This window comes from Ancylobacter gelatini, from assembly GCF_022601675.1.
GTDB lineage: Bacteria > Pseudomonadota > Alphaproteobacteria > Rhizobiales > Xanthobacteraceae > Ancylobacter > Ancylobacter gelatini.
Map to the genome: position 1 here is coordinate 124,785 of NZ_JAKVIL010000011.1, position 25,777 is coordinate 150,561.

General features: G+C 68.9%; 19 protein-coding genes. 12 read left to right on the forward strand and 7 right to left on the reverse strand.

Annotated elements, in window-relative coordinates; all coding sequences use genetic code 11:
• The 10 genes from tolR to MKI84_RS17740 all read left to right on the forward strand — a co-directional run bounded on the left by tolR (position 1) and on the right by MKI84_RS17740 (position 12,184).
• On the forward strand, positions 1–453 hold the full coding sequence (gene tolR, locus MKI84_RS17695) for a protein TolR (protein WP_241621570.1): 453 nt from the start codon (positions 1–3) through the stop codon (positions 451–453).
• A gap of 7 nt (positions 454–460) precedes the next feature.
• Positions 461–1,429 (forward strand): energy transducer TonB, encoded by a 969-nt coding sequence (locus MKI84_RS17700; protein ID WP_241621571.1) that lies wholly within the window; start codon positions 461–463, stop codon positions 1,427–1,429.
• Between the two features lie 59 nt (positions 1,430–1,488).
• Positions 1,489–2,859 carry a Tol-Pal system beta propeller repeat protein TolB gene (gene tolB, locus MKI84_RS17705; RefSeq protein WP_241621572.1) on the forward strand — a complete coding sequence of 457 codons (1,371 nt, stop codon included), beginning with the start codon at positions 1,489–1,491 and terminating at the stop codon, positions 2,857–2,859.
• A 182-nt stretch (positions 2,860–3,041) separates the two neighbouring features.
• Positions 3,042–3,533, forward strand: coding sequence for a peptidoglycan-associated lipoprotein Pal (gene pal / locus MKI84_RS17710; protein ID WP_425353862.1), 492 nt, complete (start codon positions 3,042–3,044; stop codon positions 3,531–3,533).
• 208 nt (positions 3,534–3,741) lie between these two features.
• Positions 3,742–4,701 (forward strand): tol-pal system protein YbgF, encoded by a 960-nt coding sequence (ybgF, locus tag MKI84_RS17715; protein ID WP_241621574.1) that lies wholly within the window; start codon positions 3,742–3,744, stop codon positions 4,699–4,701.
• Positions 4,688–5,737: a tRNA lysidine(34) synthetase TilS gene (gene tilS / locus MKI84_RS17720; RefSeq protein ID WP_241621575.1), complete on the forward strand. Its 1,050-nt coding sequence runs from the start codon at positions 4,688–4,690 to the stop codon at positions 5,735–5,737. Before ybgF ends, tilS begins: the two co-directional genes overlap by 14 nt.
• A gap of 148 nt (positions 5,738–5,885) precedes the next feature.
• Complete coding sequence (gene ftsH, locus MKI84_RS17725) at positions 5,886–7,805, forward strand: ATP-dependent zinc metalloprotease FtsH (RefSeq protein WP_241621576.1); 1,920 nt, start codon at positions 5,886–5,888, stop codon at positions 7,803–7,805.
• A 272-nt stretch (positions 7,806–8,077) separates the two neighbouring features.
• The gene (locus MKI84_RS17730) at positions 8,078–9,475 is read left to right on the forward strand and encodes a nucleobase:cation symporter-2 family protein (protein WP_241621577.1); all 1,398 of its coding nucleotides are present in this window, start codon (positions 8,078–8,080) and stop codon (positions 9,473–9,475) included.
• Between the two features lie 160 nt (positions 9,476–9,635).
• On the forward strand, positions 9,636–10,979 hold the full coding sequence (gene glmM / locus MKI84_RS17735; RefSeq protein WP_241621578.1) for a phosphoglucosamine mutase: 1,344 nt from the start codon (positions 9,636–9,638) through the stop codon (positions 10,977–10,979).
• A 107-nt stretch (positions 10,980–11,086) separates the two neighbouring features.
• Positions 11,087–12,184 carry a patatin-like phospholipase family protein gene (locus MKI84_RS17740; protein ID WP_241621579.1) on the forward strand — a complete coding sequence of 366 codons (1,098 nt, stop codon included), beginning with the start codon at positions 11,087–11,089 and terminating at the stop codon, positions 12,182–12,184.
• Between the two features lie 8 nt (positions 12,185–12,192).
• Here the strand turns inward: MKI84_RS17740 and choV are convergent, their stop codons facing one another.
• The 3 genes from choV to MKI84_RS17755 all read right to left on the reverse strand — a co-directional run bounded on the left by choV (position 12,193) and on the right by MKI84_RS17755 (position 15,411).
• Positions 12,193–13,386 (reverse strand): choline ABC transporter ATP-binding protein, encoded by a 1,194-nt coding sequence (gene choV / locus MKI84_RS17745; RefSeq protein ID WP_241621580.1) that lies wholly within the window; start codon positions 13,384–13,386, stop codon positions 12,193–12,195.
• Positions 13,387–13,397: 11 nt separating this feature from the next.
• The gene (gene choW / locus MKI84_RS17750; RefSeq protein ID WP_241621581.1) at positions 13,398–14,246 is read right to left on the reverse strand and encodes a choline ABC transporter permease subunit; all 849 of its coding nucleotides are present in this window, start codon (positions 14,244–14,246) and stop codon (positions 13,398–13,400) included.
• 205 nt (positions 14,247–14,451) lie between these two features.
• A complete protein-coding gene (locus tag MKI84_RS17755; protein ID WP_425353860.1) occupies positions 14,452–15,411 on the reverse strand; it encodes a choline ABC transporter substrate-binding protein in 960 nt (319 codons plus the stop codon).
• A 396-nt stretch (positions 15,412–15,807) separates the two neighbouring features.
• On the opposite strand from MKI84_RS17755, the gene betB reads away from it, so the two are divergent.
• Together betB and betA are read left to right on the forward strand one after the other, a co-directional pair.
• Positions 15,808–17,940 carry a betaine-aldehyde dehydrogenase gene (gene betB, locus MKI84_RS17760; protein WP_241621582.1) on the forward strand — a complete coding sequence of 711 codons (2,133 nt, stop codon included), beginning with the start codon at positions 15,808–15,810 and terminating at the stop codon, positions 17,938–17,940.
• Positions 17,940–19,616, forward strand: a complete 1,677-nt coding sequence (betA, locus tag MKI84_RS17765) for a choline dehydrogenase (protein WP_241621583.1) — start codon at positions 17,940–17,942, stop codon at positions 19,614–19,616. The genes betB and betA overlap by 1 nt, the downstream gene beginning before the upstream one ends.
• Before the next feature lie 31 nt (positions 19,617–19,647).
• Here betA and MKI84_RS17770 read toward each other — a convergent pair whose 3' ends face one another.
• From MKI84_RS17770 to MKI84_RS17785, 4 genes are all read right to left on the reverse strand, one after another.
• The gene (locus MKI84_RS17770) at positions 19,648–20,418 is read right to left on the reverse strand and encodes an adenine nucleotide alpha hydrolase family protein (protein WP_241621584.1); all 771 of its coding nucleotides are present in this window, start codon (positions 20,416–20,418) and stop codon (positions 19,648–19,650) included.
• Positions 20,415–21,599, reverse strand: a complete 1,185-nt coding sequence (locus MKI84_RS17775) for an electron transfer flavoprotein subunit alpha/FixB family protein (RefSeq protein ID WP_241621585.1) — start codon at positions 21,597–21,599, stop codon at positions 20,415–20,417. Before MKI84_RS17775 ends, MKI84_RS17770 begins: the two co-directional genes overlap by 4 nt.
• Entirely contained in the window at positions 21,596–23,500 is a 1,905-nt protein-coding gene (locus tag MKI84_RS17780) for a DUF3483 domain-containing protein (RefSeq protein WP_241621586.1), read from the reverse strand. The genes MKI84_RS17775 and MKI84_RS17780 overlap by 4 nt, the downstream gene beginning before the upstream one ends.
• A gap of 123 nt (positions 23,501–23,623) precedes the next feature.
• Positions 23,624–25,663, reverse strand: a complete 2,040-nt coding sequence (locus tag MKI84_RS17785) for an NADH:flavin oxidoreductase (protein ID WP_241621587.1) — start codon at positions 25,661–25,663, stop codon at positions 23,624–23,626.
• Positions 25,664–25,777: the final 114 nt, after the last annotated feature.

Consider the following 25,777-nt stretch of genomic DNA (forward strand, 5'->3'; position numbering starts at 1 on the left):
ATGGGGATGGCAGGAGGCAGCGGCGGCGGCTGGACCTCGCGGCGTTCGCGCCGGCGGGGCGGCGGGGCCGTCATGTCCGAAATCAACGTCACCCCCATGGTCGACGTGATGCTGGTGCTGCTCATCATCTTCATGGTGGCCGCGCCCATGCTCACTGTCGGCGTGCCGCTCGACCTGCCGCAGACGCAGGCGCAGGCGGTATCTCAGGACCATGAGCCGCTGGTGATCTCGATCAACACCCAGGGGCAGGTCTTCCTGCAGGACACCGAGATCGACGTGAACGAGCTGGTGCCCAAGCTGCAGGCCATCGCCAAGGCCGGCTATGACGAGCGCATCTTCGTGCGCGGCGACAAGTCCGTGGACTATGGCGCGGTGATGAAGGTCATGGGCCGGCTCTCCGGCGCGGGCTTCAAGCGCGTCGCCCTCGTCTCCGAAGTCGAGCAGGGGAGCTGAGCGGAGCATGCGCGCGGGCCTCATCTCATCGGCGGCATTGCATGTCGGCATTATCGGATTCATGGCCATCTCGTTCGCGGCGCCGAGCCCGTTCGAGAACATGCAGGCTGAATCGATGCCGATCGATATCATCTCCGATGCCGAGATGAGCCAGATGATGGCCGGCAAGAAGGATGCCCCGAAGGCCCAGGCGCCCAAGCCCGTGGTCGAGAAGGTCGACACCCCGAAGCCGCCGGAAAACCTTGACGCCAAGGTCACGGACAAGCCCGAGATCAAGGCCGCCAACGAGCCGACGCCGCCTCCGCCCCCGCCGCCGGATGTGAAGCCGCCGGAGCCGACGCCCAAGCCTCCGGCCGCGCAGGCCGCGCCGAAGCCCCCGGCGCCCGCGCCGGATGCTGAATCGCTCACGGCCAAGCCGCCGGAGCCGAAGAAGGACGAGCCGAAGCCCGAGCAGACGGCGCAGGCCGCCCCGCCCATGCCGACGCCGCCCAAGAAGCCGAAGGACATTCCCCCCAAGGTGGTGCAGGCACCGCCGAAGGACCAGAAGGACTTCAACCCGAACGACATCGCGGCGCTGCTCGACAAGCGCACGCCGCAGCGTCAGGCCGCGCTGGGCGATACCATCAACAACACCGCCTCGCTCGGCGCGCGCGTCGGCACCGCGGCCTCGCTGTCGCAGACCGAGATCGACGCGCTTCGCGCGCGGCTGATGTCGCTGTGGAATCCGCCGGCCGGTGCCGCCAATCCTGAAGAGCTGATCGTGACCGTGCGCATCCGGCTCAACCCGGACGGCACGCTGTCGGGCCCGCCCATGGTGGTGTCCTCCGGCTCCAGCCCGTTCTTCATGACGGCGCGGGACAGTGCCATCCGCGCCATCTTCCGCGGCCAGCCGTTCAACATGCTCTCGCCCGAGAAATACGACATGTGGAAGGACATCGAAGTGACGTTCGATCCACGCGAAATGGTTCGCGGCTAGCGAGCTTCCCGCACGGTCCGCCCGCCCGCCCCCACGATGCCCGCCCGAGACACATGATCATGCAGCACCTCAAGCCCTCCCTTCTCAACGCCTCTTCGGCGGCGCCGCTTTTCGGCCGCCGATCGGTTCTTGCCGGCGCCGGTGCGCTCGCGGGGCTGGGGTTGGTCTCGGGCCCGGCGCAGGCGGTGCTCAAGCTCGACGTGACGCAGGGCACGGTGCAGCCGCTTCCCATTGCGATCACCGATTTCGTCGGTGGCGGCGGTCCGCAGGATGTCGAGGCCGGCAAGGGCGTGACCCAGATCATTTCCGCGAATCTGCGCCGTTCCGGCCTGTTCGCCCCGGTGAACCCGGCCGCCTTCGTCGAGAAGATCACCAACCCGGACGCCTCGCCGCGCTTCCAGGACTGGCGGGTGATCAACGCGCAGGCGCTGGTGACGGGCCGCATGACGAAGCAGCCGGATGGCCGCGTGAAGGCGGAGTTCCGCCTGTGGGACGTGTTCGCCGGCCAGCAGCTCATCGGCCAGCAATATTTCACCGAGCAGACGAACTGGCGCCGGGTCGCGCACATCATCTCCGACGCGATCTATGAGCGCCTGACCGGCGAGAAGGGCTATTTCGATACCCGCATCGTCTTCGTCGATGAGAGCGGGCCCAAGGAGAAGCGCGTCAAGCGCCTCGCCATCATGGATCAAGACGGCGCCAACGTGAACTATCTCACGCGCGGCGACGACCTCGTGCTGACCCCGCGCTTCTCGCCGACCAGCCAGGAAATCACCTATATGAGCTACGGCTCGGGCGAGCCGCGGGTCTATCTGCTCAACATCGAGACCGGCCAGCGCGAGGTGGTGGGCAACTTCCCGAATATGAGCTTCTCGCCGCGCTTCGCGCCGGACGGGCAGCGCGTGATTCTCTCGCTCCAGCAGGGCGGCAACTCCAATATCTTCGTGATGGATTTGCGCTCCAAGGCGACGACGCGGCTCACCGACACCGCCGCCATCGACACCGCGCCCTGCTATTCCCCCGACGGCACGCAGATCTGCTTCGAGAGCGACCGCGGCGGCACCTCGCAGATCTATGTGATGAACCAGGACGGCTCGAACCCGCACCGTATCTCGTTCGGCGACGGGCGCTATTCCACGCCGGTCTGGTCGCCGCGCGGCGACGTCATCGCCTTCACCAAGCAGGCGCAGGGGCGCTTTGCCATCGGCATCATGCGCCCGGACGGCTCCGGCGAGCGCATCCTGACCGAGGGCTACCACAATGAAGGCCCGACCTTCGCCCCGAACGGCCGCGTGATCATGTTCTTCCGCGATGCCGGCGGGGCGGCGGGGCCGCAGCTCTACACGGTGGACGTCACCGGCTATAACGAACAGCGCGTGCCGACGCCCAGCTATGCCTCCGACCCGGCATGGTCGCCGCTGCGGTCTTGATCCGGCCGTGCCGCGCCGTTAATGAAGCGTTAACCATAACAGGCGGTTTCGGCATTCGATGCGAATTCGTCTGATCGCGCTAAGGTTCCGTAAAGGTTGACGGAGCATTGATTTAACCAGATCGGCGCAGGAAGACGTTGCCCGGTCGCGGAATGTTTCAGGAGTTGAGCGGAATGATCCGTATGTTGCGCCAGTTTGGCGGCGCGCGTGCCGCCTTTATCATCGGCCTTGCCATGCTTGCGGCCGCGTGTGCCAAGAACCCGATGGACGGGGCTGGCGCGATGGGCCAGCTGGGCTCGGCCCCCGCGGGCAGCCCGCAGGAATTCGTCGTGTCTGTCGGCGATCGCGTGTTCTTCGAGAGCGACCAGACCGACCTGTCGCCGCAGGCCCGCGCGACACTCGACAAGCAGGCGCAGTGGCTGAACCACTATGCCAAGTACACCTTCACCATCGAAGGGCATGCCGACGAGCGCGGCACCCGCGAGTACAACATCGCGCTCGGCGCCCGCCGCGCCCAGAGCGTGCGCGACTATCTGGTCGCGCGCGGCATCGACGCCAACCGCATGCGCACCATCTCCTACGGCAAGGAGCGCCCCGTCGCGGTGTGCAACGACATCTCGTGCTGGTCGCAGAACCGGCGCGCCGTCACGGTACTGAACGCCACCGGCTCCTGATTGCCGGACGCGTTCCCCGCGACATGAGACATCGCTGGCCCGGCGGCACCTTGGACGTGCCGCCGGGCTTCGTCATATGTGAGGGGACCGGGCCGTCGCGGGTCACACTTTGGACGCGATCGGTTTCGTATGGTCAAATGCATCGTTGCGTCGCGCCTGCGCGCCGCGTTCCCAATGAACCTGTCGCATCCCGGTCATGAAGCCTCGTTTGATCCGTCCTTCCGTTTTGTTGCTCGCCGCCGGCCTCGGGCTCGCGGCGCTGGCGCCTGCCGCGCCTGTCCTGGCGCAGTCGAATAATGATTTCTTCGGCAACCTGTTCAAGCCGCCGGGACAGGTGCGCTCCGGCGCCGCGACGCCGGTCGAGGAGGACCCGTCCGATCCCGGCAGCCTCGCCGGGCGGGTCGACCGCCTCGAAAACCAGCTTCGCCAGACCACCGGCCTGATCGAGCAGCTCCAGTACCGCAACCAGCAGCTCGAAGCGCAGGTGAAGCAGCTGCAGGGCGAGATCGACTTCCGCCTGCCGGGCGGCGCCAGCACGGCGCCCGGCGCCGCACCCTCTGCCGCGCCTCCCGGCCTGCCGCCGGCGACGCCGGGCCAGCCGGCCCGGCGCTCCGACGCCTTCGACCCGAATGCGCAGGCCGCCGCCCCCGGCGCGCCGCGCCCTCTCGGCACCACGGCGCCCTCCGGTCCCGTGCCCGGCCAGCCCAGCGCACCGATGGATCTTGGCGCGCTCGCCGGCTCGGTCGCGGGCGCGGGTGCCAGCGCGGCCACGCAACCGCCGGGCAACAGCCCGAAGGACCTGTACGACCTCGCCTATGGCTACATGCTCCGGCAGGACTATGAGCAGTCCGGCACCACGTTCCGGCAGTTTCTCCAGCAATACCCGACCGACCGCGCCGTGCCCGATGCCTATTACTGGCTCGGCGAGACCGACTATCAGCGCCGCGCCTATAAGGAAGCCGCGCAGAGCTTCCTCAAGGTCTCGGCGGACTATCCGAATGCGCTGAAGGCGCCGGATGCGCTGCTGCGCCTCGGCCAGTCGCTGGCGGCGATCGGCGAGAAGGATGCCGCCTGCGCCACGTTCAACGCCATCGGCAACAAATATCCGCGCGCCTCCGCCAGCATCAAGCAGGGGGTGGAGCGGGAGCAGAAGCGTGTCGGCTGCTGAGGCCGACCACTCGCTCCTGACGGCGGGAGCCGTGGCTCCCGATGCCCTGCCGCCCCTGTTCGCGCCGTTTCTCGACGTTCCCGGCGTGGTGCTTGCCGTCTCCGGCGGGCCGGATTCCACCGCGCTGATGCTGCTCGCCGCACGCTGGCGCGCCGGTCTGGCGAATGGCCCCGCTCTCTTCGTCGCCACGGTCGACCATGGCCTGCGGCCCGAGGCGCGGCAGGAAGCCGCGGCGGTCGGGCGCCTCGCCGCCGATCTCGGCCTGCCCCATGCCGTTCTGAGCTGGGACGGAAGCGCGACCCGCACCGGCCTGCAGGAGGCGGCGCGCCATGCCCGATATGAGCGCCTTGCCGCGCATGCCCGTGCCGTGGGTGCCGGCGCGGTCGCCACCGCTCACACCTGCGACGATCAGGCCGAGACCGTGCTGTTCCGGCTGATGCGCGGCTCCGGCCTCTCCGGCCTTGCCGGCATCCCGGCCGGGCGGGCGCTGGAGCAAGGCGTGACGCTGCTGCGCCCGCTGCTGTCCTTGCGCAAGGCCGAGCTGGTGGCGACCTGCCGGGCGGCCGGCATCGGCTTCGTCGAGGACCCGTCCAATCGCGATCCACGCTTCGCCCGCGCCCGGCTGCGGGCTCTGATGCCGCAACTTGAGGCCGAAGGACTGGACGCCCCGCGTCTCACCCGGCTCGCCGCCCGCCTCGCGCGGGCCGATGCCGCGCTGGAAGCGGCGGTCGATGCTGCCCTGGCGACGGTGGCGATCGAGCCGTCGCGCACCGGGCGCGGCGTGCGGATCGACCGTGCCGGCTTCCTCGCGCTCCCGCAGGAAATCGCGCTCAGGCTGCTCGGCCGTGCGGTGGAGCGGACGGGCGGTGCGCCTCTGGAACTTGGCAAGCTGGAGGCGCTGCTGGACTGGCTCGTGGCGCTGGCGCCGGGGGAGGGCGGGGCGCGCACGCTGGCCGGGGCGCTGGTTCGGGCGGTTCCGCGGGCGGTCGTCATCGCCCCCGCGCCGGCGCGCCGGGGGCATTTAGCTGTCGATTGACGCACAATTGCACGGGTGCCGGCACAAGCTTGGCTCGGGACATCTTGGCAACGGGCGAGGGCGGACCTAAATTACCAAGCGACAAGGGAGGTCCGCCAGCGCCGGCGGAACCCGTGCGCCGGTCTTTTCCGGCGCCGAAAGGAACGAGATGAACGCCAATATTCGGAATTTCGCCCTCTGGGTGATCATCGTTCTCCTGCTTCTGGCGCTCTTCTCGCTGTTCCAGAATCCGGCGCAGCGCCAGTCGGCGAACGACATCAGCTTCTCGCAGCTCCTCACGGAGGTCGATAACGGCCGGGTCCGCGACGTCGTGATCCAGGGCCCGGAGATCACCGGCAGCTTCACCGATGGCCGCGCCTTCCAGACCTATGCGCCGAGCGATCCGGGGCTGGTCGATCGTCTGTACGGCAAGGGCGTGTCCATCACCGCCAAGCCGCTGACCGACAACGTGCCGTGGTTCGTCAGCCTGCTGATCTCCTGGCTGCCCTTCATCGCGCTGATCGGCGTGTGGATCTTCCTGTCCCGGCAGATGCAGGGCGGGGCCGGCAAGGCGATGGGGTTCGGCAAGAGCCGCGCCAAACTGCTGACCGAAGCCCATGGCCGCGTGACCTTCGAGGACGTGGCCGGTATCGACGAGGCCAAGAGCGACCTCACCGAGATCGTGGAGTTCCTGCGCGATCCGCAGAAGTTCCAGCGGCTCGGCGGGCGCATCCCGCGCGGCGTGCTGCTGGTCGGCCCGCCCGGCACGGGTAAGACCCTGCTGGCCCGCGCCATCGCGGGTGAGGCCAACGTGCCGTTCTTCACCATTTCCGGCTCGGACTTCGTCGAGATGTTCGTCGGCGTCGGTGCCTCCCGCGTGCGCGACATGTTCGAGCAGGCGAAGAAGAACGCTCCCTGCATCATCTTCATCGACGAAATCGACGCGGTCGGCCGTCATCGCGGCGCCGGTCTCGGCGGCGGCAATGACGAGCGCGAGCAGACCCTGAACCAGCTCCTCGTCGAGATGGACGGCTTCGAGGCCAATGAGGGCATCATCCTCATCGCCGCGACCAACCGCCCCGACGTGCTGGACCCGGCGCTGCTGCGTCCGGGCCGCTTCGACCGTCAGGTCATTGTGCCGAACCCGGACGTGGTCGGCCGCGAGCAGATCCTCAAGGTCCATGCCCGCAAGGTGCCGATCGCTCCGGACGTGAACCTCAAGGTGATCGCGCGCGGCACCCCCGGTTTCTCGGGCGCCGATCTCGCGAACCTGTGCAACGAAGCCGCCCTGATGGCCGCGCGCCGCAACAAGCGCATGGTCACGATGAGCGACTTCGAGGACGCCAAGGACAAGGTGATGATGGGCGCGGAACGCCGCTCGCTGGTCATGACCGAAGACGAGAAGATGCTGACCGCCTATCACGAAGGCGGCCATGCCATCGTCGCGCTCAAGGTCCCGGCCACCGACCCGGTCCACAAGGCCACTATCATCCCGCGCGGCCGTGCCCTCGGCATGGTCATGCAGCTTCCGGAGCGCGACAAGCTCTCCATGAGCTATGAGCAGATGACCTCGCGCCTTGCCATCATGATGGGCGGGCGCGTGGCGGAAGAGCTGATCTTCGGCCATGACAAGGTGACGTCCGGCGCGGCGTCCGACATCGAGCAGGCCACCCGCCTCGCCCGCATGATGGTCACGCGCTGGGGCTTCTCCGACAAGCTCGGCAACGTCGCCTATGGCGAGAATAATGACGAGGTGTTCCTCGGCATGTCGATGCAGCGCCAGCAGAACGTTTCCGAGGCCACCGCCCAGACCATCGACAGCGAAGTGCGCCGTCTGGTGGACGAAGGCTACGCCGAGGCGACGCGCATCCTCACCGAGAGCAAGGATCAGCTCGAGGCGCTCGCGCGCGGCCTGCTGGAATATGAGACGCTCTCGGGCGACGAGATCATCGGTCTGCTGGACGGCAATGCCCCGGTACGCGACACCACGATCGAACCCGCGCACACGCGTGGCTCGGTGGTGCCGAGCGCCGGCAAGAACCGTCCGCCGCGCCCCGATGCCGGCATGGAGCCCCAGCCGCAGGCCTGATGCCCGGCTGTCGACACTGATCCGATGAAAGCCCCGGCCTCGCGCCGGGGCTTTTGTTTTTGAGCGCCGGACCCGCGCGGTGCGGCGCCATCCCGCTGCCGTCGGCGACCGGCAGCTGAACGCCGCCGGCCCGCCCTCCGCGTCTGTCAGCCACCTGCGCTCGGTGCCGAACCCACATCGACTACCGTCTGCGCCGCTCTTGGCATGGAGATTGAATACAATTTCCGTTGGGGGATGTGCCGGCGCGCCGGCCTTGAGCTGGAGAGGTTCTGATGACGGAAAAGATCCACCCGGTCGACGAGATGCTGCCCTGGCCGCGCCTCGCCACGCTCGGCCTCCAGCATGTGCTGGTGATGTATGCCGGCGCGGTGGCGGTGCCGCTGATCATTGGCCGCGCGCTGAAGCTGCCGCCGGAAGACGTCGCCTTCCTCATCAGTGCCGATCTGTTCGCCTGCGGCATCGCCACGCTGATCCAATGCCTGGGCGGCTTCGGCTTCGGCATCCGCCTGCCGGTGATGATGGGCGTCACCTTCGCCTCGGTCGGCCCGATGCTCTCCATGGGAACCGACCCCGAGATCGGCCTGCTCGGCATTTATGGTTCGGTGATCGCCGCCGGCGTGTTCGGGATTCTCGTCGCGCCCTTCGTCAGCCGCCTGCTGCCGTTGTTTCCCCCGGTGGTGACCGGCACCATCATCCTCATCATCGGCGTGTCGCTGATGCGGGTCGGCATCAACTGGGCGGGCGGCGGCCTGCCGATGCTGACCAAGGTGGTCGACGGCGTGCCCGGCTCGTTCCCCAATCCGAATTACGGCCAGCTCGGCGGGCTCGGTATCGCGCTGTTCGTGCTGCTGGTCATCCTCGGCCTCACCAAATGGGGCTCGGGCTTCCTCTCCAATGTCGCCGTGCTGCTCGGCATCGTCGCCGGCTGCGTGCTGGCGAGCCTGCTCGGCGTGATGAATTTCGAGAAGGTGGAAGCGGCGGACTGGGTCGGCATCGTGATGCCGCTGCATTTCGGCATGCCGACCTTCCACCTGGTGCCGATCCTGACCATGTGCCTCGTGATGATCGTGGTGATGATCGAATCGGTCGGCATGTTCCTCGCGCTGTCGGACATGACCGGCCGAAAGATCGACCGCGCCGCGCTCACCGCCGGCCTCAGGGCGGATGGCGCGGGCACGCTGATCGGCGGCATCTTCAACACCTTCCCCTACACCTCGTTCTCGCAGAATGTCGGCCTCGTCGGCGTCACCGGCGTGCGCTCGCGCTTTGTCACCGCGACCGGCGGCGTCATCATGCTGGGGCTCGGCCTGCTGCCGAAAATGGCCTCGATCGTGGAATCGGTGCCGGTGGTGGTGCTCGGCGGCGCCGGGCTGGTGATGTTCGGCATGGTGGCGGCGACCGGCGCGCGCATCCTCGCCAATGTCGATTTCCGCACCAATCGCTTCAATCTCTACGTGGTGGCGATCTCGATCGGTTTCGGCATGATCCCGCTGGTGGCGCCGAACTTCTTCAAGAACCTGCCGCACTCGTTCCACCCGCTGCTGGAATCCGGCATCCTGCTCACGGCGATCGTCGCGGTGGCATTGAATGCCTTCTTCAACGGCGTGCGCTCGACGGCAGAGGCGGAGGCGGAGGTCGCGGCGGCGGCCGCGGCGGTCGAGCACGGGTGAGGCGGGCACCCGTCCCGCGTGTCTGCAAGGAGCGCTTACACTTTGTGAAGCGTTCTCGGCGATTGTGAATGCTAAATGAAGGATGGGCGGAGCGTTCGCAGCTCGCCCATTCAGGGGTCGACCGGTGCTGTTTGCCGGCCGCCGCAGCATGAGGCATGTCATGGCGCGCAAATATTTCGGCACGGACGGCATTCGCGGCCGGGCCAACGGGGTGATCACGCCCGACCTGGCCCTGCGCGTCGGCATGGCAGCCGGCATGGTGTTCCAGCGCGGCGAGCACCGCCATCGCGTGGTGATCGGCAAGGATACCCGCCTGTCCGGCTACATGATCGAGAACGCGCTGGTCGCCGGCTTCACCTCGGTCGGCATGGACGTGCTGCTGCTCGGCCCGATGCCGACTCCGGCCGTGGCGATGCTCACCCATTCCATGCGCGCCGATATCGGCGTGATGATCTCCGCCTCGCACAACCCGTTCGACGATAACGGCATCAAGCTGTTCGGCCCCGATGGCTACAAGCTCTCCGACGCGATCGAGCACGAGATCGAGGAGCTGATGGATGCCGACCTCTCCAGTCGCCTCGCCAAGCCCGCCGATATCGGGCGCGCCAAGCGCATCGAGAGCGTGCACGCCCGCTACATCGAGTTCGCCAAGCGCACCCTGCCGCGCAACCAGTCCTTCGACGGCATCCGCGTGGTGGTGGATTGCGCCAATGGCGCGGCCTATCGCGTGGCGCCGGAAACACTGTGGGAGCTTGGCTGCGATGTCGTCACCATCGGCGCCGACCCGGACGGCTTCAACATCAATCGCGAGGTCGGCTCCACCGCGCCCGAGGCGCTGGCCGCCAAGGTGCGCGAGGTGCGCGCCGACATCGGCATAGCGCTCGACGGCGATGCCGATCGCGTGCTGATCGTCGACGAGAAGGGCCATCTGGTGGATGGCGACCAGCTCATGGCCGTGGTCGCGGAGAGCTTCAAGCATGACGGGCGGCTCGCGCGCGACGGCGTGGTGGCGACCGTGATGTCGAATCTCGGGCTGGAGCGGCATTTCCAGTCACTCGGCCTGTCGCTTGAGCGCACCCCGGTCGGCGACCGCTATGTGCTGGAGCACATGCGCGCCCACGGCTTCAATGTCGGTGGCGAGCAGTCCGGCCACATCATTCTGTCGGACTACTCCACCACCGGCGATGGCCTGGTGGCGGCGCTGCAGGTGCTCGCCGTGGTGCAGCGCCTCGGTCGGCCCGTGTCCGAGGTGTGCCACCGCTTCGACCCGCTGCCGCAGATCCTCAAGAATGTCCGTTACAAGACGGGCCGTCCGCTGGAGAGCGAGATCGTGATCAAGGCGATCGCCGCAGCGGAAGAAAAGCTCAACAGCCATGGCCGCCTGCTGATCCGCCCGTCCGGAACCGAGCCGGTGATCCGGGTGATGGGCGAGGGCGACGACCGCGCGCTGGTGGAGCGGGTGGTGGACGACGTGGTGGAAGCGGTGGGCCTCGCGGCGGCGTGAGGCCGGCGGCTGCCGCGCGCCTTGCCGCCCTCTGGACATCGGCACGGCGCTGACTGACCCTGACGCGCATCGGCGCGGCCTGATCCGCGCGTCTGGGAGTTGCCTCGATGATATCCCGCCGAAATCTGATCCGTGCCGGCGCCGGCCTTGCCGCGTCCCCGGTGCTTGCCGCCGCCATGCCGGCCGGCGCGGCCGAAACGGACGTGCCCGATACGCCGCTCGCGCAGATGGCGGCGGGGGTCTCCGACGCGCTGTTCGATGGCGATGGGCTGGCGCGGGTGGTGCCCGATACGCCCACGGTGTCCGATCTGGCAAAGGGGCTGGACCGCACGCTGGTGCTGGGCGGCGGCGGCGAATATTACGTCGCCTGGTATTGCGGCTTCTTCCACGGGCTGCTGGAACTGGGCGTCAACCCGGCGGAAAGCGCGCAGATGGTGGTCGGCACCTCGGCGGGCTCCTATATCGGCTCGTCGCTGCTCTCCGGCCGCTTCCTGCAGCTGCGCAGCGAATTCGATTTCTTCGGGCACTTCCCGGGCCTGTTCGCGAAGCTCGCGCCGGTCACCGCGCCCAATGCCAGCCAGAAGCGGGCGCAGGAGATCAATTTCAAGGTCACCGATGGCAGCGCGGAGACCATCCGCGCCATTGGCCACGCCGCGCTGGCGGCGGATAATCACCTGAACGGTTCCGGCGTCGAGCGCCTCGCCTGGCTGCTCACCGGCGATAGCCGCACCGGCTGGCCGACGCCGAAAATGTTCGCCACCTCGAACGACTGCTACACCGGCGAGCGCCTCGTGGTGCACAAGCCGGTCGCGGACCGCAACGCCATCCCGCTCGCCCATGCCGCGGCGGCCAGTTCCTCGCTGCCCGGCGTCATCGGCCCGACCCAGCTCGGCCAGCGCTTCGCCATGGATGGCGGGATCTCCAAGGCCTGGGCCCACACCGACCTCGTGGCCGGCTCGCAGCGCGCTTTGGTGATCACGCTGACCAATGGCTATGAGGGCAGCCTGCTCACCGGGATCCCGCACGACATCCACAAGGAGATCGCCGCGCTGGAGGCGGTCGGCACCAAGGCGAAGCTGATCATCGCCGGCACGCCGCCGGGCGTGAACCTGCTGGACCCCGGCGAGATCGCGCCCGCCTTGCGCGCGGGCTATGAGCGGGCCAAGGTCGAGGCGCCGAAGATCCGGGAATTCTGGGGTCTTTAGCTGGCGGCTCAGCCGTCCAGCCGGCGCAGCAGGCCGCGATAGATTTCGTCGTCATCGCACAGTCCGGCGAGTGTGCCGAGCTTGTCGACCAGCAGGATCGGCAGGTCGGTGTGGCGCTTCAGTTCGATCGCCGCCTTCAGCTTGAGGTCGACCGGCGCGACGATGCAGTCGGCGTTGCGCGCCAGCGTGTCGTCGATCGTGCCGGCCTCGCCATCGGCGCTGGCAAGCAGGCCGACGCGCCCGTCGAGATCGAGCGAGACCGGCCGGCCCTCGCCGTCGATCTTCACCCGCACCCGGCCTTCCTTGTCGAGCATCACGCAGTCCCCCTCGCGCGGCAGCGAGGCGGCCGGGCGCATCACCGCCGTGCCGCGCAGCACGTTGAGCGGGTTCATGTGCTTCACGAATTCAGCGACATAGGCATTGGCCGGGCGCAGCAATATGTCTTCCGCCGTGCCGGCCTGTACGATGCGCCCGCCTTCCATGATCGCGATCTTGTTGCCGAGCTTCAGCGCTTCGTCGAGGTCGTGGCTCACGAACACGATGGTCTTGTGGATACGGCGCTGCAGGTCGAGCAACTCGTCCTGCAACTTGTCACGGATGAGCGGGTCGAGCGCGGAGAAGGGCTCGTCCATCAGGAGAATATCGGCGTCGGTGGCGAAGGCGCGGGCGAGGCCGACGCGCTGCTGCATGCCGCCGGAGAGTTCGTTGGTGTATTTCTCGGCCCAGTTGGTGAGGCCGACCATGGCGAGCTTCTCGTCGACGATGCGGGTGCGCTCGGCCCCCTTCATGCCGCGCAGCTCCAGCCCGAAGCCGACATTGTCGCGCACCGTACGCCAGGGCAGCAGGCCGAACTGCTGGAACACCATGGAGACGGTGTGCATGCGAATGTCGCGCAGCGTCGCCTCGTCGCAGCGGGCGACATCGACGGCGCGGCCCTTGTGCTCGACCAGAACCTCGCCGCGTGCGACCTCGTTCAGCCGGTTGATGGCGCGCAATATGGTGGATTTTCCGGAGCCGGAGAGCCCCATCAGCACGCAGATTTCGCCGCGCTCGACGGCAAGGCTCACCCCCGCCGCGCCCAGCACCGAGCCGGTCATGGAGAGGATCTGCTCGCGCGAATGGCCAGCGTCGATCAGGGCGAGCGCGCCCTTCACGTCGTTGCCGAACACGATGTCGATGTTGCGGAATTCGACGGCGGGCATGGCGCTTCCCCTCAGCTCTTTTTGCGCCGCTCGGGGCGCTTGCACACCCGATCGAGCACGATGGCGAGTACGACGATGGCGAGACCCGCCTCGAAGCCCATGGAGATGTTCACTGAGTTCAGCGCCCGCACCACCGGCTTGCCGAGCCCGTCGGCGCCCACCAGCGCCGCGATCACCACCATGGAGAGGCTGAGCATGATGCACTGGGTGATGCCGGCCATGATGGTCGGCAGCGCATAGGGCAGCTCAACCTTGAACAGCAGCTGCGTCTTGGTGGCGCCGAACGCCTTGCCGGCCTCGTAGAGATTCGCCGGCACCGAGGAGATGCCGAGATGGGTGAGGCGGATCGGGGCGGGGATCGAGAAGATCACGGTGGAGATCAGTCCCGGCACCGCGCCGAGGCCGAACAGAACCAGCGTCGGAATGAGATAAACGAAGGTGGGAATGGTCTGCATCAGGTCCAGCACCGGGCGCAGCGCGGTGTAGAGCCACGGCCGGTGCGCGGCGGCGATGCCGATGGGCACGCCGATCACCACACAAACCAGCGTGGCGCAGATCACCAGCGAGAGCGTCTCCATGGTGGCTACCCAATAGCCGAGATTGGTCACCAGCAGCAGCGCGCCGACGATGAACACGGTCAGCCCGATCGAGCGGTGCACCAGCCAGGCCGCGAGGCCGAACAGCGCGATCAGCAGCAGCGGCGGCACGAACAGCAGCGCGCTGGTGAAGCCGGAGATCAGCGTGCCGAGCACCAGCGATATCAGGTCGAACACGTCCTGGCCGTGCTCGGTGAGCAGGTCGACGAAGCTCTTCAGCCAGTTGCCCAGCGGGATCTTGTGCTCGGTCAGCCAATCATACATCGGGCGCTCCCGGCGGTCGGGGGTGAAGGCGAGCGGCGATTGAGGGCAGGCAGGGCGCGGGCCGGCGCGAAGACCGCGCGGCCGGGCGTTTCGTCACCCCGGAGCGGCCGAGGGCCGATCCGGGATCGCGTGGCGGTCTCATACGATCCCGGCTCGCCGCATCGCGCCGGCCGGGTCGCACGAGCAGGGAGCGCCTGTCGGCGCCTCAGAGCCCGAGGGCCTTCTTCACCGCCGGGACGGCCGGCTGGCCGTTGATGGTGGTGACGCCGTCGAGCCAGGCTTCCCACACGGCCGGGTTGGCCTTCAGCCACTTGTCGGCGGCCTTGGAGGGTTCCATGCCGTCGAGCAGGATGTAGCCCATCACCACATTCTCGGTGCCGAGCGTGAACTTCAGGTTCTTGATGAAGCGCCCCACATTCGGGCATTCGGTGGTGTAGCCGGCGCGGGTATTGGTGAACACGGTGGCGCCGCCATAGTTCGGGCCGAACACGTCGTCGCCGCCTTCAAGATACTTCATGGCGAACTTGGCGTTCATCGGGTGCGGCTCCCAGCCCAGGAACACCACCGCTTCCTTGCGCTTCGAGGCGCGCTCGACCTGCGCCAGCATGCCCTGCTCGCTGGATTCGACCAGATCGAAGCCCTTCAGCCCGAACTTGTCGTCCTTGATCATGTCGAGGATCAGCCGGTTACCGTCATTGCCGGGCTCGATGCCGTAAATCTTGCCGCCGAGCTTGTCCTTGAACTTGGCGATGTCGGCGAAGGACTTGAGGCCTTCGTCATAGAGATAGGCCGGCACGGCGAGGGTGTATTTCGCGCCTTCGAGATTGGCGGAGAGCACCTCGACCGACTTGTCCTCGCGATAGGGCTTCAGGTCGGCTTCCATGGTCGGCATCCAGTTGCCGAGGAACACGTCGATGTCCTTGGTCTGCATCGACTTGTAGGTCACCGGCACCGAGAGCACCTGCGTCTTGGGCGTGTAGCCCAGCGCTTCCAGAAGCGAGGAGGCGAGCGCGGTGGTGGCGGTGATGTCGGTCCAGCCGACATCGGCGAATTTCACCGCCTTGCAGGAGGCGGGCTCCGCCGCACGGGCCGGGGAGACGGCCGCAGGTGCCATGAGTAATGAAAGGCCGAGGGCGGCCGTCGCGAGATACGTGAAGCTGCGCATGTTTCCCTGTTCCCGTTCGCTGCAAGTGCCCGGCCCCGATACCGCCGAAGCCAAGCCGTGCCGACATGGTGCGGCGGGGGCTCTTGAGTCGGCGGGTCTGTCCGGCGTCTTGTCCCCGGCAGTCTAGCCGGAAGGTAAGGCTGTTGCATCCCGGCCGTTAACGGCTCTCTTGAACAGTTATTCAATAACGAAAATCGCGCTTTGTCATGCGTAATTTTCAATCATGAAAATCCTTGTTTTGAGCGGATTTGATGCATGTTCGCGGGAGGGTTCACCGCTCCCCCGCGGCGGCGGGATTTGGTCTGCTGCGGCTGCGAAGGGGCTTTTCGGCGGCGTGAACTGAGTTATATTGTACGCACGTTCAATAAGATTGCAGCGCCGCGACGGAGCTCGCTCATGGCCCGGGCCAATGCCCCTACCCCTCTCGCAACCCCGGCGCTCTCCGCCGAGGACGACGCCCGCCGGCGCGAGCCGGAGGATGTGCGCCGCCGCCAGCTCATCGAGGCCACCATCGATTCGCTGGCCGAGGTCGGCTTCAATGCCTCGACGCTGGCGCAGATCGCGCGCCGCGCCGGGGTCTCGCCGGGCCTCGTCGCACATTACTTCGGCGACAAGGACGGGCTGCTCGAAGCTACCCTGCGCTTTCTCTCCGCCCGCATCGCCCGCGACACCGCCGGCCGGCTCGCCCGCGCCCACGGCCCCCGGGCCCGTATTCAGGCGGTGATCGAGGCGAACCTCGCGCCGGAGGAGTTCGACCAGCGCACCTCCAGCGTCTGGCTCGCCTTCTGGGGGCAGGTGCTGCATTCGGCGCGGCTGCGGCGGGTGCAGAAAGTCTACCAGTCCCGCATGCTGTCCAATCTCAGTCACGCCCTGCGCGGGTTGGTGGCGCCGCAGGAGGCGCGCCGGCTCGCCATCTCCATCGCCGCGGTGATCGACGGGCTGTGGCTGCGCTCCACCTTGTCCGCCACCGGGGAAACCAGCGCCTCCGGGGCGCTCGCCGTCGCCTCCGCCTTTGTCGATTCACAGATCGCCGCCGCCGCGCCGGCCGGTGCGAAAGGTTCCGCCATGACCGCCCCCTCCCTGCACCGCAACCATATTGCCGGCGCCTATATCGCCGGCTCGGGCCGCACCTTCGAGACCCGCAATCCGGCCACCGGCGAGGTTCTGGCCGAAATCGAGATCGCGGGCGAGGCCGAGGTGGATGCCGCCGTCGCCGCGGCGCGCGCGGGCCAGAAGATCTGGGCGGCGATGACCGGCGCCGAGCGCGGGCGCATCCTGCGCCGCGTCGCCGACACGCTGCGCGCCCGCAATGACGAACTCGCCCGGCTGGAGAGCCTCGATACCGGCAAGCCGATCCAGGAAACCAGCGTGGTCGACGTGCTCTCGGGCGCCGACTGCCTCGACTATTACGCCGGCATCGCGCCGACGCTTTCCGGCGAGCATGTCGATCTCGGCCCCTCCGCCTTCGGCTACACCCGCCGCGAACCGCTGGGCGTGGTGGCCGGCATCGGCGCGTGGAACTATCCGCTCCAGATCGCCTGCTGGAAATCCGCCCCGGCGCTCGCCTGCGGCAACGCCATGATATTCAAGCCGGCGGAGCTGACCCCGCTCACCGCGCTCAAGCTCGCGGAAATCATGAGCGAATGCGGCGTGCCGGATGGCGTGTTCAACGTAGTGCAGGGCTTTGCCGAGACCGGCCAGATGCTCACCCGCCACCCCGGCATCGCGAAAATCTCGCTCACCGGCGAGGTCGGCACCGGCAAGCGCGTGATGGCGGATGCCAGCGCCACGCTGAAGCACGTCACGCTGGAGCTTGGCGGCAAGTCGCCGCTGATCGTGTTCGAGGATGCCGATCTCGACGACGCGGTGTCGGCCGCGCTGCTCGCCAATTTCTATTCCGCCGGCGAAGTGTGCTCGAACGGCACCCGCGTCTTCGTGCACGCGTCCGTCCGCAAGGCGTTCCTTGAGAAGCTGGTGGCGCGCGTCAAAAACATGGTGGTCGGCGATCCGCTCGACCCGGCGACGCAGGTCGGCGCCCTGATCTCGCCCGAGCACATGGACAAGGTGCTGTCCTATATCGCGAAGGGCAAGGCAGAAGGGGCGAAGCTGCTGGTCGGTGGCCATCGCGTCACTGACGGCGCGCTGGCGAAGGGCGCCTTCGTCGCGCCGACCGTGTTCGACGGCTGCGCCGACGACATGAGCATCGTGCGCGAGGAGATTTTCGGTCCGGTGATGGCGGTGCTGTCCTTCGAGGACGAGGACGAGGTGATCGCCCGCGCCAATGACACGCCCTTCGGCCTCGCCGCCGGCGTGTTCACCCGCGACCTCGCGCGCGGCCACCGGGTGATCGCGCAGCTTGAGGCCGGCACCTGCTGGATCAACCACTACAACATCACGCCGATCGAACTGCCCTTCGGCGGCGCCAAGCAGTCCGGTCTCGGCCGCGAGAACGGCAAGGCGGCGATCGAGCACTACACCCAGCTGAAGAGCGTCTACGTCAATCTCGGCCGCGTCGAGGCGCCGTACTGATGGCCGCCACCGCGCCCGCTGCCGGGGATTTCGATTACATCATCATCGGCGCCGGCTCGGCCGGCTGCGTGCTGGCCGACCGGTTGTCAGCGGACGGCACGGCGCGCGTTCTGGTGCTGGAGTATGGCGGCTCCGACCGCTCGATCTTCATCCAGATGCCGAGCGCCCTGTCCATTCCGATGAACATGGCGAAGTACAACTGGATGTATGAGAGCGAGCCCGAGCCGGGGCTCGGCGGGCGGCGCCTGCACTGCCCGCGCGGCAAGGTGCTGGGCGGCTCGTCCTCGATCAACGGCCTCGTTTATGTGCGCGGCAATCCGGCGGATTTCGACCGCTGGCAGGAGGAGGGCGCGGAGGGCTGGTCCTATGCCGACGTGCTGCCCTATTTCCAGCGCGCCGAGAGCCGCCAGGAGGGCGGCGACAGCTATCGCGGCGCGGACGGCCCACTCGCCACGCGCTATGGCGCTCTCAAGAACCCGCTCTACAACGTGTTCGTCGAGGCCGCGCAGCAGGCCGGCTATCCCGCGACTGACGACATCAACGGCTATACCCAGGAAGGCTTCGGCCGGATGGATATGACGGTGAAGGACGGCGTGCGCTGGTCGGCGGCGAACGCCTATCTCAAGCCGGCCATGTCCCGCCCGAACCTCAAGGTCGAGACCCATGCCCGCGTCACCCGCGTGCTGTTCGAGGGGCGCCGCGCGATTGGCGTGGCGTGGGAGCGGGGCGGCGAGCGCTTCGAGCATCGCGCCTCGCGCGAAGTCATCCTTTCCGGCGGCCCGATCAATTCGCCGCAACTGCTCAAGCTTTCCGGCGTCGGCCCGGCGGCGGAGCTGCGCCAGCACGGCATCAAGGTGGTGGCGGACCGGCCGGGGGTCGGGGAGAATTTGCAGGACCACCTCGAATTCTATTTCCAGGTCGCCTGCACGCAGCCGGTCACGCTCTATTCGTCCATGGGCCTGTTCGCGCGTGGGCGCATCGGGCTGGAATGGCTGATGACCAAGCAGGGGCTGGGCGCCACCAACCATTTCGAGAGCTGCGGCTTCATCCGCTCGCGGCCGGGGGTTCCCTATCCCGATATCCAGTACCATTTCCTTCCGCTCGCCGTGACCTATGACGGCAAGGGGCTGGCCTCCGAACACGGCTTCCAGGCCCATGTCGGGCCGATGCGCTCCAAGAGCCGGGGCTGGGTGCGGCTGAACTCGGCCGACCCGGCCGACAAGCCGCGCATCTTCTTCAACTATATGAGCCATGAGGACGACCGCATCGAAATGCGCGCCTGCGTGCGGCTCACGCGCGAGATCTTTGCGCAGGCGGCGTTCGATCCCTGGCGCGGGCGCGAAATCCAGCCGGGGGCGGAGATCGCCACCGACGAGGCGATCGACGCCTTCATCCGCGACAAGGTGGAAAGCGCCTATCACCCCTCCTGCACCTGCAAGATGGGCGCGGTGGACGATCCGCTCGCGGTGGTCGACAGCGCCGCGAAGGTGATCGGCGTCGAAGGGCTGCGCGTGGTGGATTCCTCGATCATGCCCTCGGTCACCACCGGCAATCTCAACGCCCCGACCATCATGCTGGCCGAGAAAGCCGCCGACCATATTCGCGGCGTGCCGCTGCTGGCGGCTTCGAACGCGCCTTACTATAAGCCGGCTAACTGGAAGGTAGCGCAGCGCTGATGTCGTCCTCTCCCGGTCGGGGGAGGGCGGCTCAGCCTCTTCGCCGCAGTACGCCGATCCCGCGCAGATGGGCGAGGATTTCCCGCGCCGCCTCCTCGGGTGCCGGGTCCACCAGCAGCCGGCCGCCGCTGCTCGCCGCCTGCGTCGCCGCCTTCAGGCGCTCCGCCGCGCTGGCGCCGGGCGCGGCCCTGGCGATCAGCTTCGGGCGCGGGCGATAGGCGCGCTCCTCCATCTCGCTTGCCGCCGCCGGGGCGGGAGCGATGTCGCGCCGTTCCACCGTTCCCCGCCGCGCGGCGGCGAAGGTGAAGGGCAGGGCGGGTGCCGCAGCCGGATGCACGGTGAGCAGCGCCGGCAGCCGCAGCACGACCCGCCGCCGTGCCCCGCGCGGCAAGGCCTGCTCGACGGTGAGCGTGCCGTCGTCGCCGGCCCCCAGTGACGCTGCGTCGGCGAGGATCGGCCGGCCGAGCCGGCGGGCGAGCGCATAGGGCAAAAGCCCGCCATCCTCGCCGCCCTGCCCGATACGGCCGGCGAGGATGAGATCGGGTGCGAGCTCCTCCAGCACCTGTGCGAGAGCAGGGAGCGGATCGTCGCCTTGCGCCATGCGCAGATGGATGAGCCTGCCCAGCCCATGGCCGAGCGCATCCAGCGGCGCGCCGTCAACCGGGCCGGCATGCAGGCCGATCACCTCATCCGCCCCGGCAAGGTCTCGCGCCAGCCGCAGCGCCTGAAGCTCCACCGGCACCGGGCAGGGCGCGCCCGAGGCGGGATGGCGCCCGGCGGAAAACAGCACCACGATCTTCATGGCTCGTCCTCAAGCGCCGCGATCAGCGCCGGCATCACCGCATGCGCGTCCGCGATGATGGCGAGACCCGCGCGCTCCACCATGGCGGCGTGGAGGTCGGTGTTCACCGCCACCACGTGCTCGCAGCCGGTGATGCCCTGCAGATGCTGCGGCGCCCCGGCAATGCCGAGCGCGAGATAGCAGGTGGCACCCAGCACGGTGCCGGAAGCGCCGACCTGCGCGGCGCGCGGCATCAGCCCGGCGTCGCACAGCATGCGGCTGGCCCCGGGCGTGGCCCGCAGCGCGCGGGCGAGGTCGAGGAAGCTCGGGATGTCGCTGACGCCGTTACCGGCCGACACCACGAATTCCGCCTCTCCGAGCGGCACGGTGGCGGGGTCGGCGAGGATGATCTCGGCCGACAGGATAGCGCCGGTCGTCGGTACCGGGGCCGGCAGCTCGACCGCGCGCGCCTCGCAACTCGCCCCGCCATAGGGTGCCACGCTGTCGGCCACCAGCGAGACGAGGCGCGGCGGCGCGCGGCGTTGCTCCACGCGCCGGCCGCGCGCGGGGCGGGTGACCAGCTTGGGCGTCAGGCTCTCCGCGCCGGCGAACAGGGGCTCGCCCAGCCGCGCGGCGACGCGGCGGGCGAGGTCGCCGCCTTCCGCGGTCTCCGCGAACAAGGCGTGGCGGATGTTCAGGCTTTCCAGCGCCTGCGCCACCGCGGCCGCCCGGGCCTCGGGATCATAGTCGGCGACGGCGGCGAGAGGGCCAACGCGATCCGCCCCAACACCGGCGAGGTCGTCGTGGCCCGGCTCCGCCAATGCCAGCACGGCGCCGCCTCCGGCCGCCAGCAGATGCGCGGCGCCGAAGAGCTGGCGATCGAGCGGGGTGAGGCGCCCGCCCGGCGCGTCCGGCACCACCGCGACGAGGAAGGCCGGCTCTGTGACGATGCGTGTCTGGACAGTGGATTCGCTCGGCGAGGTCGCCTCGTCGCGCACCGGACGCACGCCGCCGCGCGACAGGCGGTCGAGCCGCGGCCGCGTCCCGCCGGGCACAAGCAGCGCCTCGATCTCCGCGCGCGGGTCGCGGCGCGGACGGGCGGACACCGGGAGCGACGCCTCGCGGCTGAAGCGCGGTCGCGCGCCGCCGGCGATGCGCATGGCCTCGCGCTCGGCGCGCGGATCGCGGCGCAGCCGGCTCATCGCGCGGCCTCCGCCACCGGCGCAGCCTCCACCGCCATCAGCACCAGCTCGGCGAGATCGTGCACCGCCGGGCGTTCGCCGGTGACGCCTTCCAGCATGGCCGAGCATTGCGGGCAGGCGACGGCCACGATCCCCGCGCCGGTCGCTTTCGCCTGTCCCATGCGGAGGTCGGGAATGCGGGCATCGCCCTCGATATCGCTCACCGGCGCGCCGCCGCCCCCGCCGCAGCACATGGAGCGCCGGCCCGAGCGTTCCATCTCGACGCGCGCGACCCCGAGCCGGTCCAGCAGCCGGCGCGGCGCGTCGATTTCGCCATTGTAGCGGCCGAGATAGCACGGGTCGTGATAGGTCACGCGGGCCTCGGCGAGCGCACCGACGGGAAGCCGCCCCGCCGCCACCAGCTCGTCGAGCAGCGCGCTGTGGTGGATCACCTCATAGTCGCCGCCGAAGGCGCGGTACTCGTTGCGCAGCGCGTGGAGCGCGTGCGGGTCGGCGGTGAGGATGCGCCCGAAGGAGCGGCGTGCCAGCGTCGCGACATTGGCGCGGGCGAGGCGCTGGAACCCGTCCTCGTCGCCGAGCCGGCGGGCGAGGTCGCCGCAATCGCGCTCCTCCTCGCCCAGCACCGCGAAATCGACGCCCGCGCGCTTCAGCAGCGCCACCAGCGCGCGCAGCGTGCGGCCGTGGCGCAGATCATAGGCACCCTCGCCGAGCCAGAGCAGGATATCGGCATGGCCGCCCTCGCGCAGGCGCGGCAGGTCGAGCCCCGCGGCGAAGTCAGTGCGGGCAGCTAGCGCGCGGCCGCCCGGCTCGTCGGCATAGCGCAGCTCGGCGAGCGGCCGGCCGGCCTTTTCGGGCAGGGCGCCGAGCTCCTGTGTCTGGAAGCGGCGCAGATCCATGATCGCGTCGACATGCTCGATCATCATCGGGCATTCCTCGACGCAGGCGCGGCAGGTGGTGCAGGACCACAGCGTGTCCGGGTGGATCATGGCGCCGGCCCCGACGATCGGCAGATCCGGCCCGCCGATCCCGGCGACGGGGCGGGCGTTCGGGTAGGGGCTGCCCGTGTAGGCCTTGTTGCTGGCGCCGGGCTGCATCGCGGTGGCGAGGTCCTGGATGAGCCGCTTGGGGTTGAGCGGCTGGCCGGCAGCGAAGGCTGGGCAGGCGGTCTCGCAGCGCCCGCACTGGATGCAGGCATCGAAGCCCAGCAGCCGGTTCCACGCGAAATCCGCTGGCGTCGCGACCCCCAACCGGGGAGCGCCGAGATCCAGCGGCACCAGCGCGGTCTCGCTCACACCGTCGAAGCGCGCCGGCCGGGGATGGGCGGCGAGGTGCAGCGCGCCGGCAAAGGCGTGGCGCATCGGCCCGCGCCCGATCTGGAACGCGAGCCAGCCGCCTCCTGGCGCCGCCAGCACAAGGCCAATCCAGCCGAGCGGCGCCAGCGCGTGCCCGAGCGCGGCGTCCAGCGCGACCAGCAGCGCACCCGCGCCATAGGCGACCAGCGCGAAGGGCAGAAGCTGGAATTTTCCGCCCGAAAGCCGTGCCGGCTTGCGCGGGTAGCGCCGCCCCCCGACCAGGAGGCCGCCGGCCAGCGCGAGCGCGAAGAGGAGGGCGGTGGCCGCCCAGACGAGGCGTGACCCGGTCAATCCGGCCAGCAATGCGAGGCCCGAGCCGCCAAGCAGCCCGCCCGCCGCCAGCGCATGCATGCGTGCGGCAGAAGGATCGCGCCCGACGACATGGTGCACGTCGACGAGATAGCGTTTCGGCACGGCGAGGAGGCCCGCCACCCAGTCGATCTTTGCCGGCTGTCCGGCGCGCCACAGCCGCGCGCGGCGGGCCGCCAGCGCGGCGGCGATGACCGACAGGCCCAGAATGACGAAAGCGAGGCCGGCGCCGACGCTCATCCCCGCCCCCCGGTTCCGCGGGCCCCGCGTCGAGCCCGGAGCCGGTCGTGGAGAGCCACGGCGACCCGATTTCTCGCGGGTGGGCGTTGCGCGGCGGGCGGCGGGGGAGGGGCGCCCATGGCCTCACAGGTCCTTGCACAGGCGCAGGGAATCGTAGAGCGCGGCGTGGATGTTGCGCCCGGTCCAGGCGTCGCCGACGCGATAGAGCGCGAAGCCCTTCTGGCCGCTCCAGCGCTGCGGGAGGCCGGCGACCAGCGCGTCGAGGTCGGTCTCGCCATCGTTCACGGAAGCGCCGCGCAGCGCCTCGAACAGCGCGTTTACCGGCAGCGTGCCGTAATCGGCGACCACGCGGTCGACGACGCGCTCCTCCTCGGCCTCGGTCATGGTGTTGCGCAGCGCGGCGATCAGCCGGTTGCCCTCGGGGTAGACCTCGATCAGCTCCATGTTCGGGCTCATCACCACGCCGAGCTTGTAGAGCTCGCGCAGGTGCACCGGCTTGTTGGTGGTGCCGACCTCCTGCGCGATCTGCAAATCGTGCGTCGCCATCTCAACCAGGCAGCCGGCTTTCGCCAGCACCTCGGCGGTGGAGGCGGCGTTGTGGCCGCCGATCTCGTCATAGAGCAGCACCGCACCGGTGGGCTGGACGCGGCCGGCCAGAACGTCGGCGGTGGTGACGATATGCTCGTGCCCCTTGGCATGGCCGTGCTGTGGCAGGCCGCCGGTGGCAATGATCACCACCTCCGGCGCCTCGGCCAGAATGTCGGCCTCGCTCGCCTCGCGGCCGAGGCGGATATCGACGCCCTTCTTTTGCACCTGCGCGTAAAGCCAGCGCGGGATGCCGGAGAGCGCCTCGCGCCAGGTCGCCTTGGCGGCGATGTTGATCTGGCCGCCGACCGCCGTCTCCTTCTCGAACAGCACCACCTTGTGCCCGCGCTCGGCGCACACGCGCGCGGCCTCAAGCCCCGCCGGGCCGCCGCCGACCACCACCACCTTGCGGGCCTGCGCGGCGCGGGGGACGACGTGAGGCATGGTGGCCTCGCGGCCCGTCGCGGCGTTCTGCAGGCACAGCGCGTCGCCGCCGACATAGATGCGGTCGATGCAGTAGCCGGCGCCGACGCACTGGCGAATGTCGTCGTCGCGGCCCTCCATCAGCTTCTTCACGAGGTGCGGATCGGCGATATGGGCGCGGGTCATGGCGATCATGTCGACATGGCCCTCGGCGACCGCGCGGGCGCCGGTGGCGAGGTCGGTGACGCGCTGGGCGTGGAACACCGGCACCTCCACCTCGCGCTTGATCGCGCTGGGCAGGAACAGGAACGGCGCCACCGGGAACGACATGTTGGGCAGCGAGACGGCATGGCTCATCTCGTCGCGCGCCTGCCCGCCCATGATGTTGAGGAAATCGACCAGCCCGTCGCGGGCATAGGTGGCGGCGATTTCCACGCAGTCCTCATGGCTCAGACCGTCCGCGATCATCTCGTCGCCGGACATGCGGATGCCGATGACGTAATCGTCCCCCGCCGCCTCGCGCATGGCCTCCAGCACCTCGCGGCCGAAGCGCATGCGGTTCTCCAGCGAGCCACCATACTCGTCGCTGCGCTGGTTCACGCTCGGCGACCAGAACTGATCGACCAGATGGCCATGGGCGGCGGAAATCTCGCAGCCGTCGAGCCCGCCCTCCTTGCAGCGCCGCGCGGCCGCGGCGAAGGCGCGAACCACGCGGCGGATGTCGTGCTTGTCCATCTCGCGCGGAATGGTGCGCGAGGCCGGCTCGCGGCGGGCGGATGCGGAGAGGGTCGGGAACCAGTTCTCGGTGTCCCATTTGGTGCGTCGGCCCATATGGGTCAGCTGGATCATCAGCTTGGCGCCGTGGGCGTGCACGCGCTCGGCGAATTGCTGGAAATAGGGGATCACGCTGTCGTCGGCGACGGAGATCTGGTTCCACGGCGCCGCCGGGCTGTCGATGGCGACCGAGGAGGACCCGCCGAACATGGTCAGCCCGATGCCGCCCTTGGCCTTTTCCGCGTGATAGAGCTGGTAGCGCTCCTGCGGCTTGCCGTCCCGGCCATAGCCGGGGGCGTGCGAGGTCGACATCACCCGGTTGCGGATGGTGAGGCCCTTGATGGTCAAGGGCTTCAGCAAGGCCTCGGCATTGGCGATCATGGTGGCCGCACGCGCTCCCTCGAACCGGAGGTTCCGGTCATGGTGGCACGATAGGTCGCGCGCGGCTATGCCGAACAGAACGATTGCGCCATCGGGCCGGTAGCGTTGCGACCC

What these genes read in the sequence shown, in the direction of transcription:
- MKI84_RS17730 (WP_241621577.1), top strand. Translation starts at nt 8,078, where the DNA reads ATGACGGAAAAGATCCACCCGGTCGACGAGATGCTGCCCTGGCCGCGC.
- betA (WP_241621583.1), top strand. Translation starts at nt 17,940, where the DNA reads ATGGCCGCCACCGCGCCCGCTGCCGGGGATTTCGATTACATCATCATC.
- glmM (WP_241621578.1), top strand. Translation starts at nt 9,636, where the DNA reads ATGGCGCGCAAATATTTCGGCACGGACGGCATTCGCGGCCGGGCCAAC.
- MKI84_RS17740 (WP_241621579.1), top strand. Translation starts at nt 11,087, where the DNA reads ATGATATCCCGCCGAAATCTGATCCGTGCCGGCGCCGGCCTTGCCGCG.
- betB (WP_241621582.1), top strand. Translation starts at nt 15,808, where the DNA reads ATGGCCCGGGCCAATGCCCCTACCCCTCTCGCAACCCCGGCGCTCTCC.
- MKI84_RS17770 (WP_241621584.1), bottom strand. Translation starts at nt 20,418, where the DNA reads ATGAAGATCGTGGTGCTGTTTTCCGCCGGGCGCCATCCCGCCTCGGGC.
- choW (WP_241621581.1), bottom strand. Translation starts at nt 14,246, where the DNA reads ATGTATGATTGGCTGACCGAGCACAAGATCCCGCTGGGCAACTGGCTG.
- MKI84_RS17780 (WP_241621586.1), bottom strand. Translation starts at nt 23,500, where the DNA reads ATGAGCGTCGGCGCCGGCCTCGCTTTCGTCATTCTGGGCCTGTCGGTC.
- MKI84_RS17700 (WP_241621571.1), top strand. Translation starts at nt 461, where the DNA reads ATGCGCGCGGGCCTCATCTCATCGGCGGCATTGCATGTCGGCATTATC.
- choV (WP_241621580.1), bottom strand. Translation starts at nt 13,386, where the DNA reads ATGCCCGCCGTCGAATTCCGCAACATCGACATCGTGTTCGGCAACGAC.
- MKI84_RS17785 (WP_241621587.1), bottom strand. Translation starts at nt 25,663, where the DNA reads ATGATCGCCAATGCCGAGGCCTTGCTGAAGCCCTTGACCATCAAGGGC.
- tolR (WP_241621570.1), top strand. Translation starts at nt 1, where the DNA reads ATGGGGATGGCAGGAGGCAGCGGCGGCGGCTGGACCTCGCGGCGTTCG.
- pal (WP_425353862.1), top strand. Translation starts at nt 3,042, where the DNA reads ATGTTGCGCCAGTTTGGCGGCGCGCGTGCCGCCTTTATCATCGGCCTT.
- MKI84_RS17775 (WP_241621585.1), bottom strand. Translation starts at nt 21,599, where the DNA reads ATGAGCCGGCTGCGCCGCGATCCGCGCGCCGAGCGCGAGGCCATGCGC.
- MKI84_RS17755 (WP_425353860.1), bottom strand. Translation starts at nt 15,411, where the DNA reads ATGCGCAGCTTCACGTATCTCGCGACGGCCGCCCTCGGCCTTTCATTA.
- ftsH (WP_241621576.1), top strand. Translation starts at nt 5,886, where the DNA reads ATGAACGCCAATATTCGGAATTTCGCCCTCTGGGTGATCATCGTTCTC.
- tolB (WP_241621572.1), top strand. Translation starts at nt 1,489, where the DNA reads ATGCAGCACCTCAAGCCCTCCCTTCTCAACGCCTCTTCGGCGGCGCCG.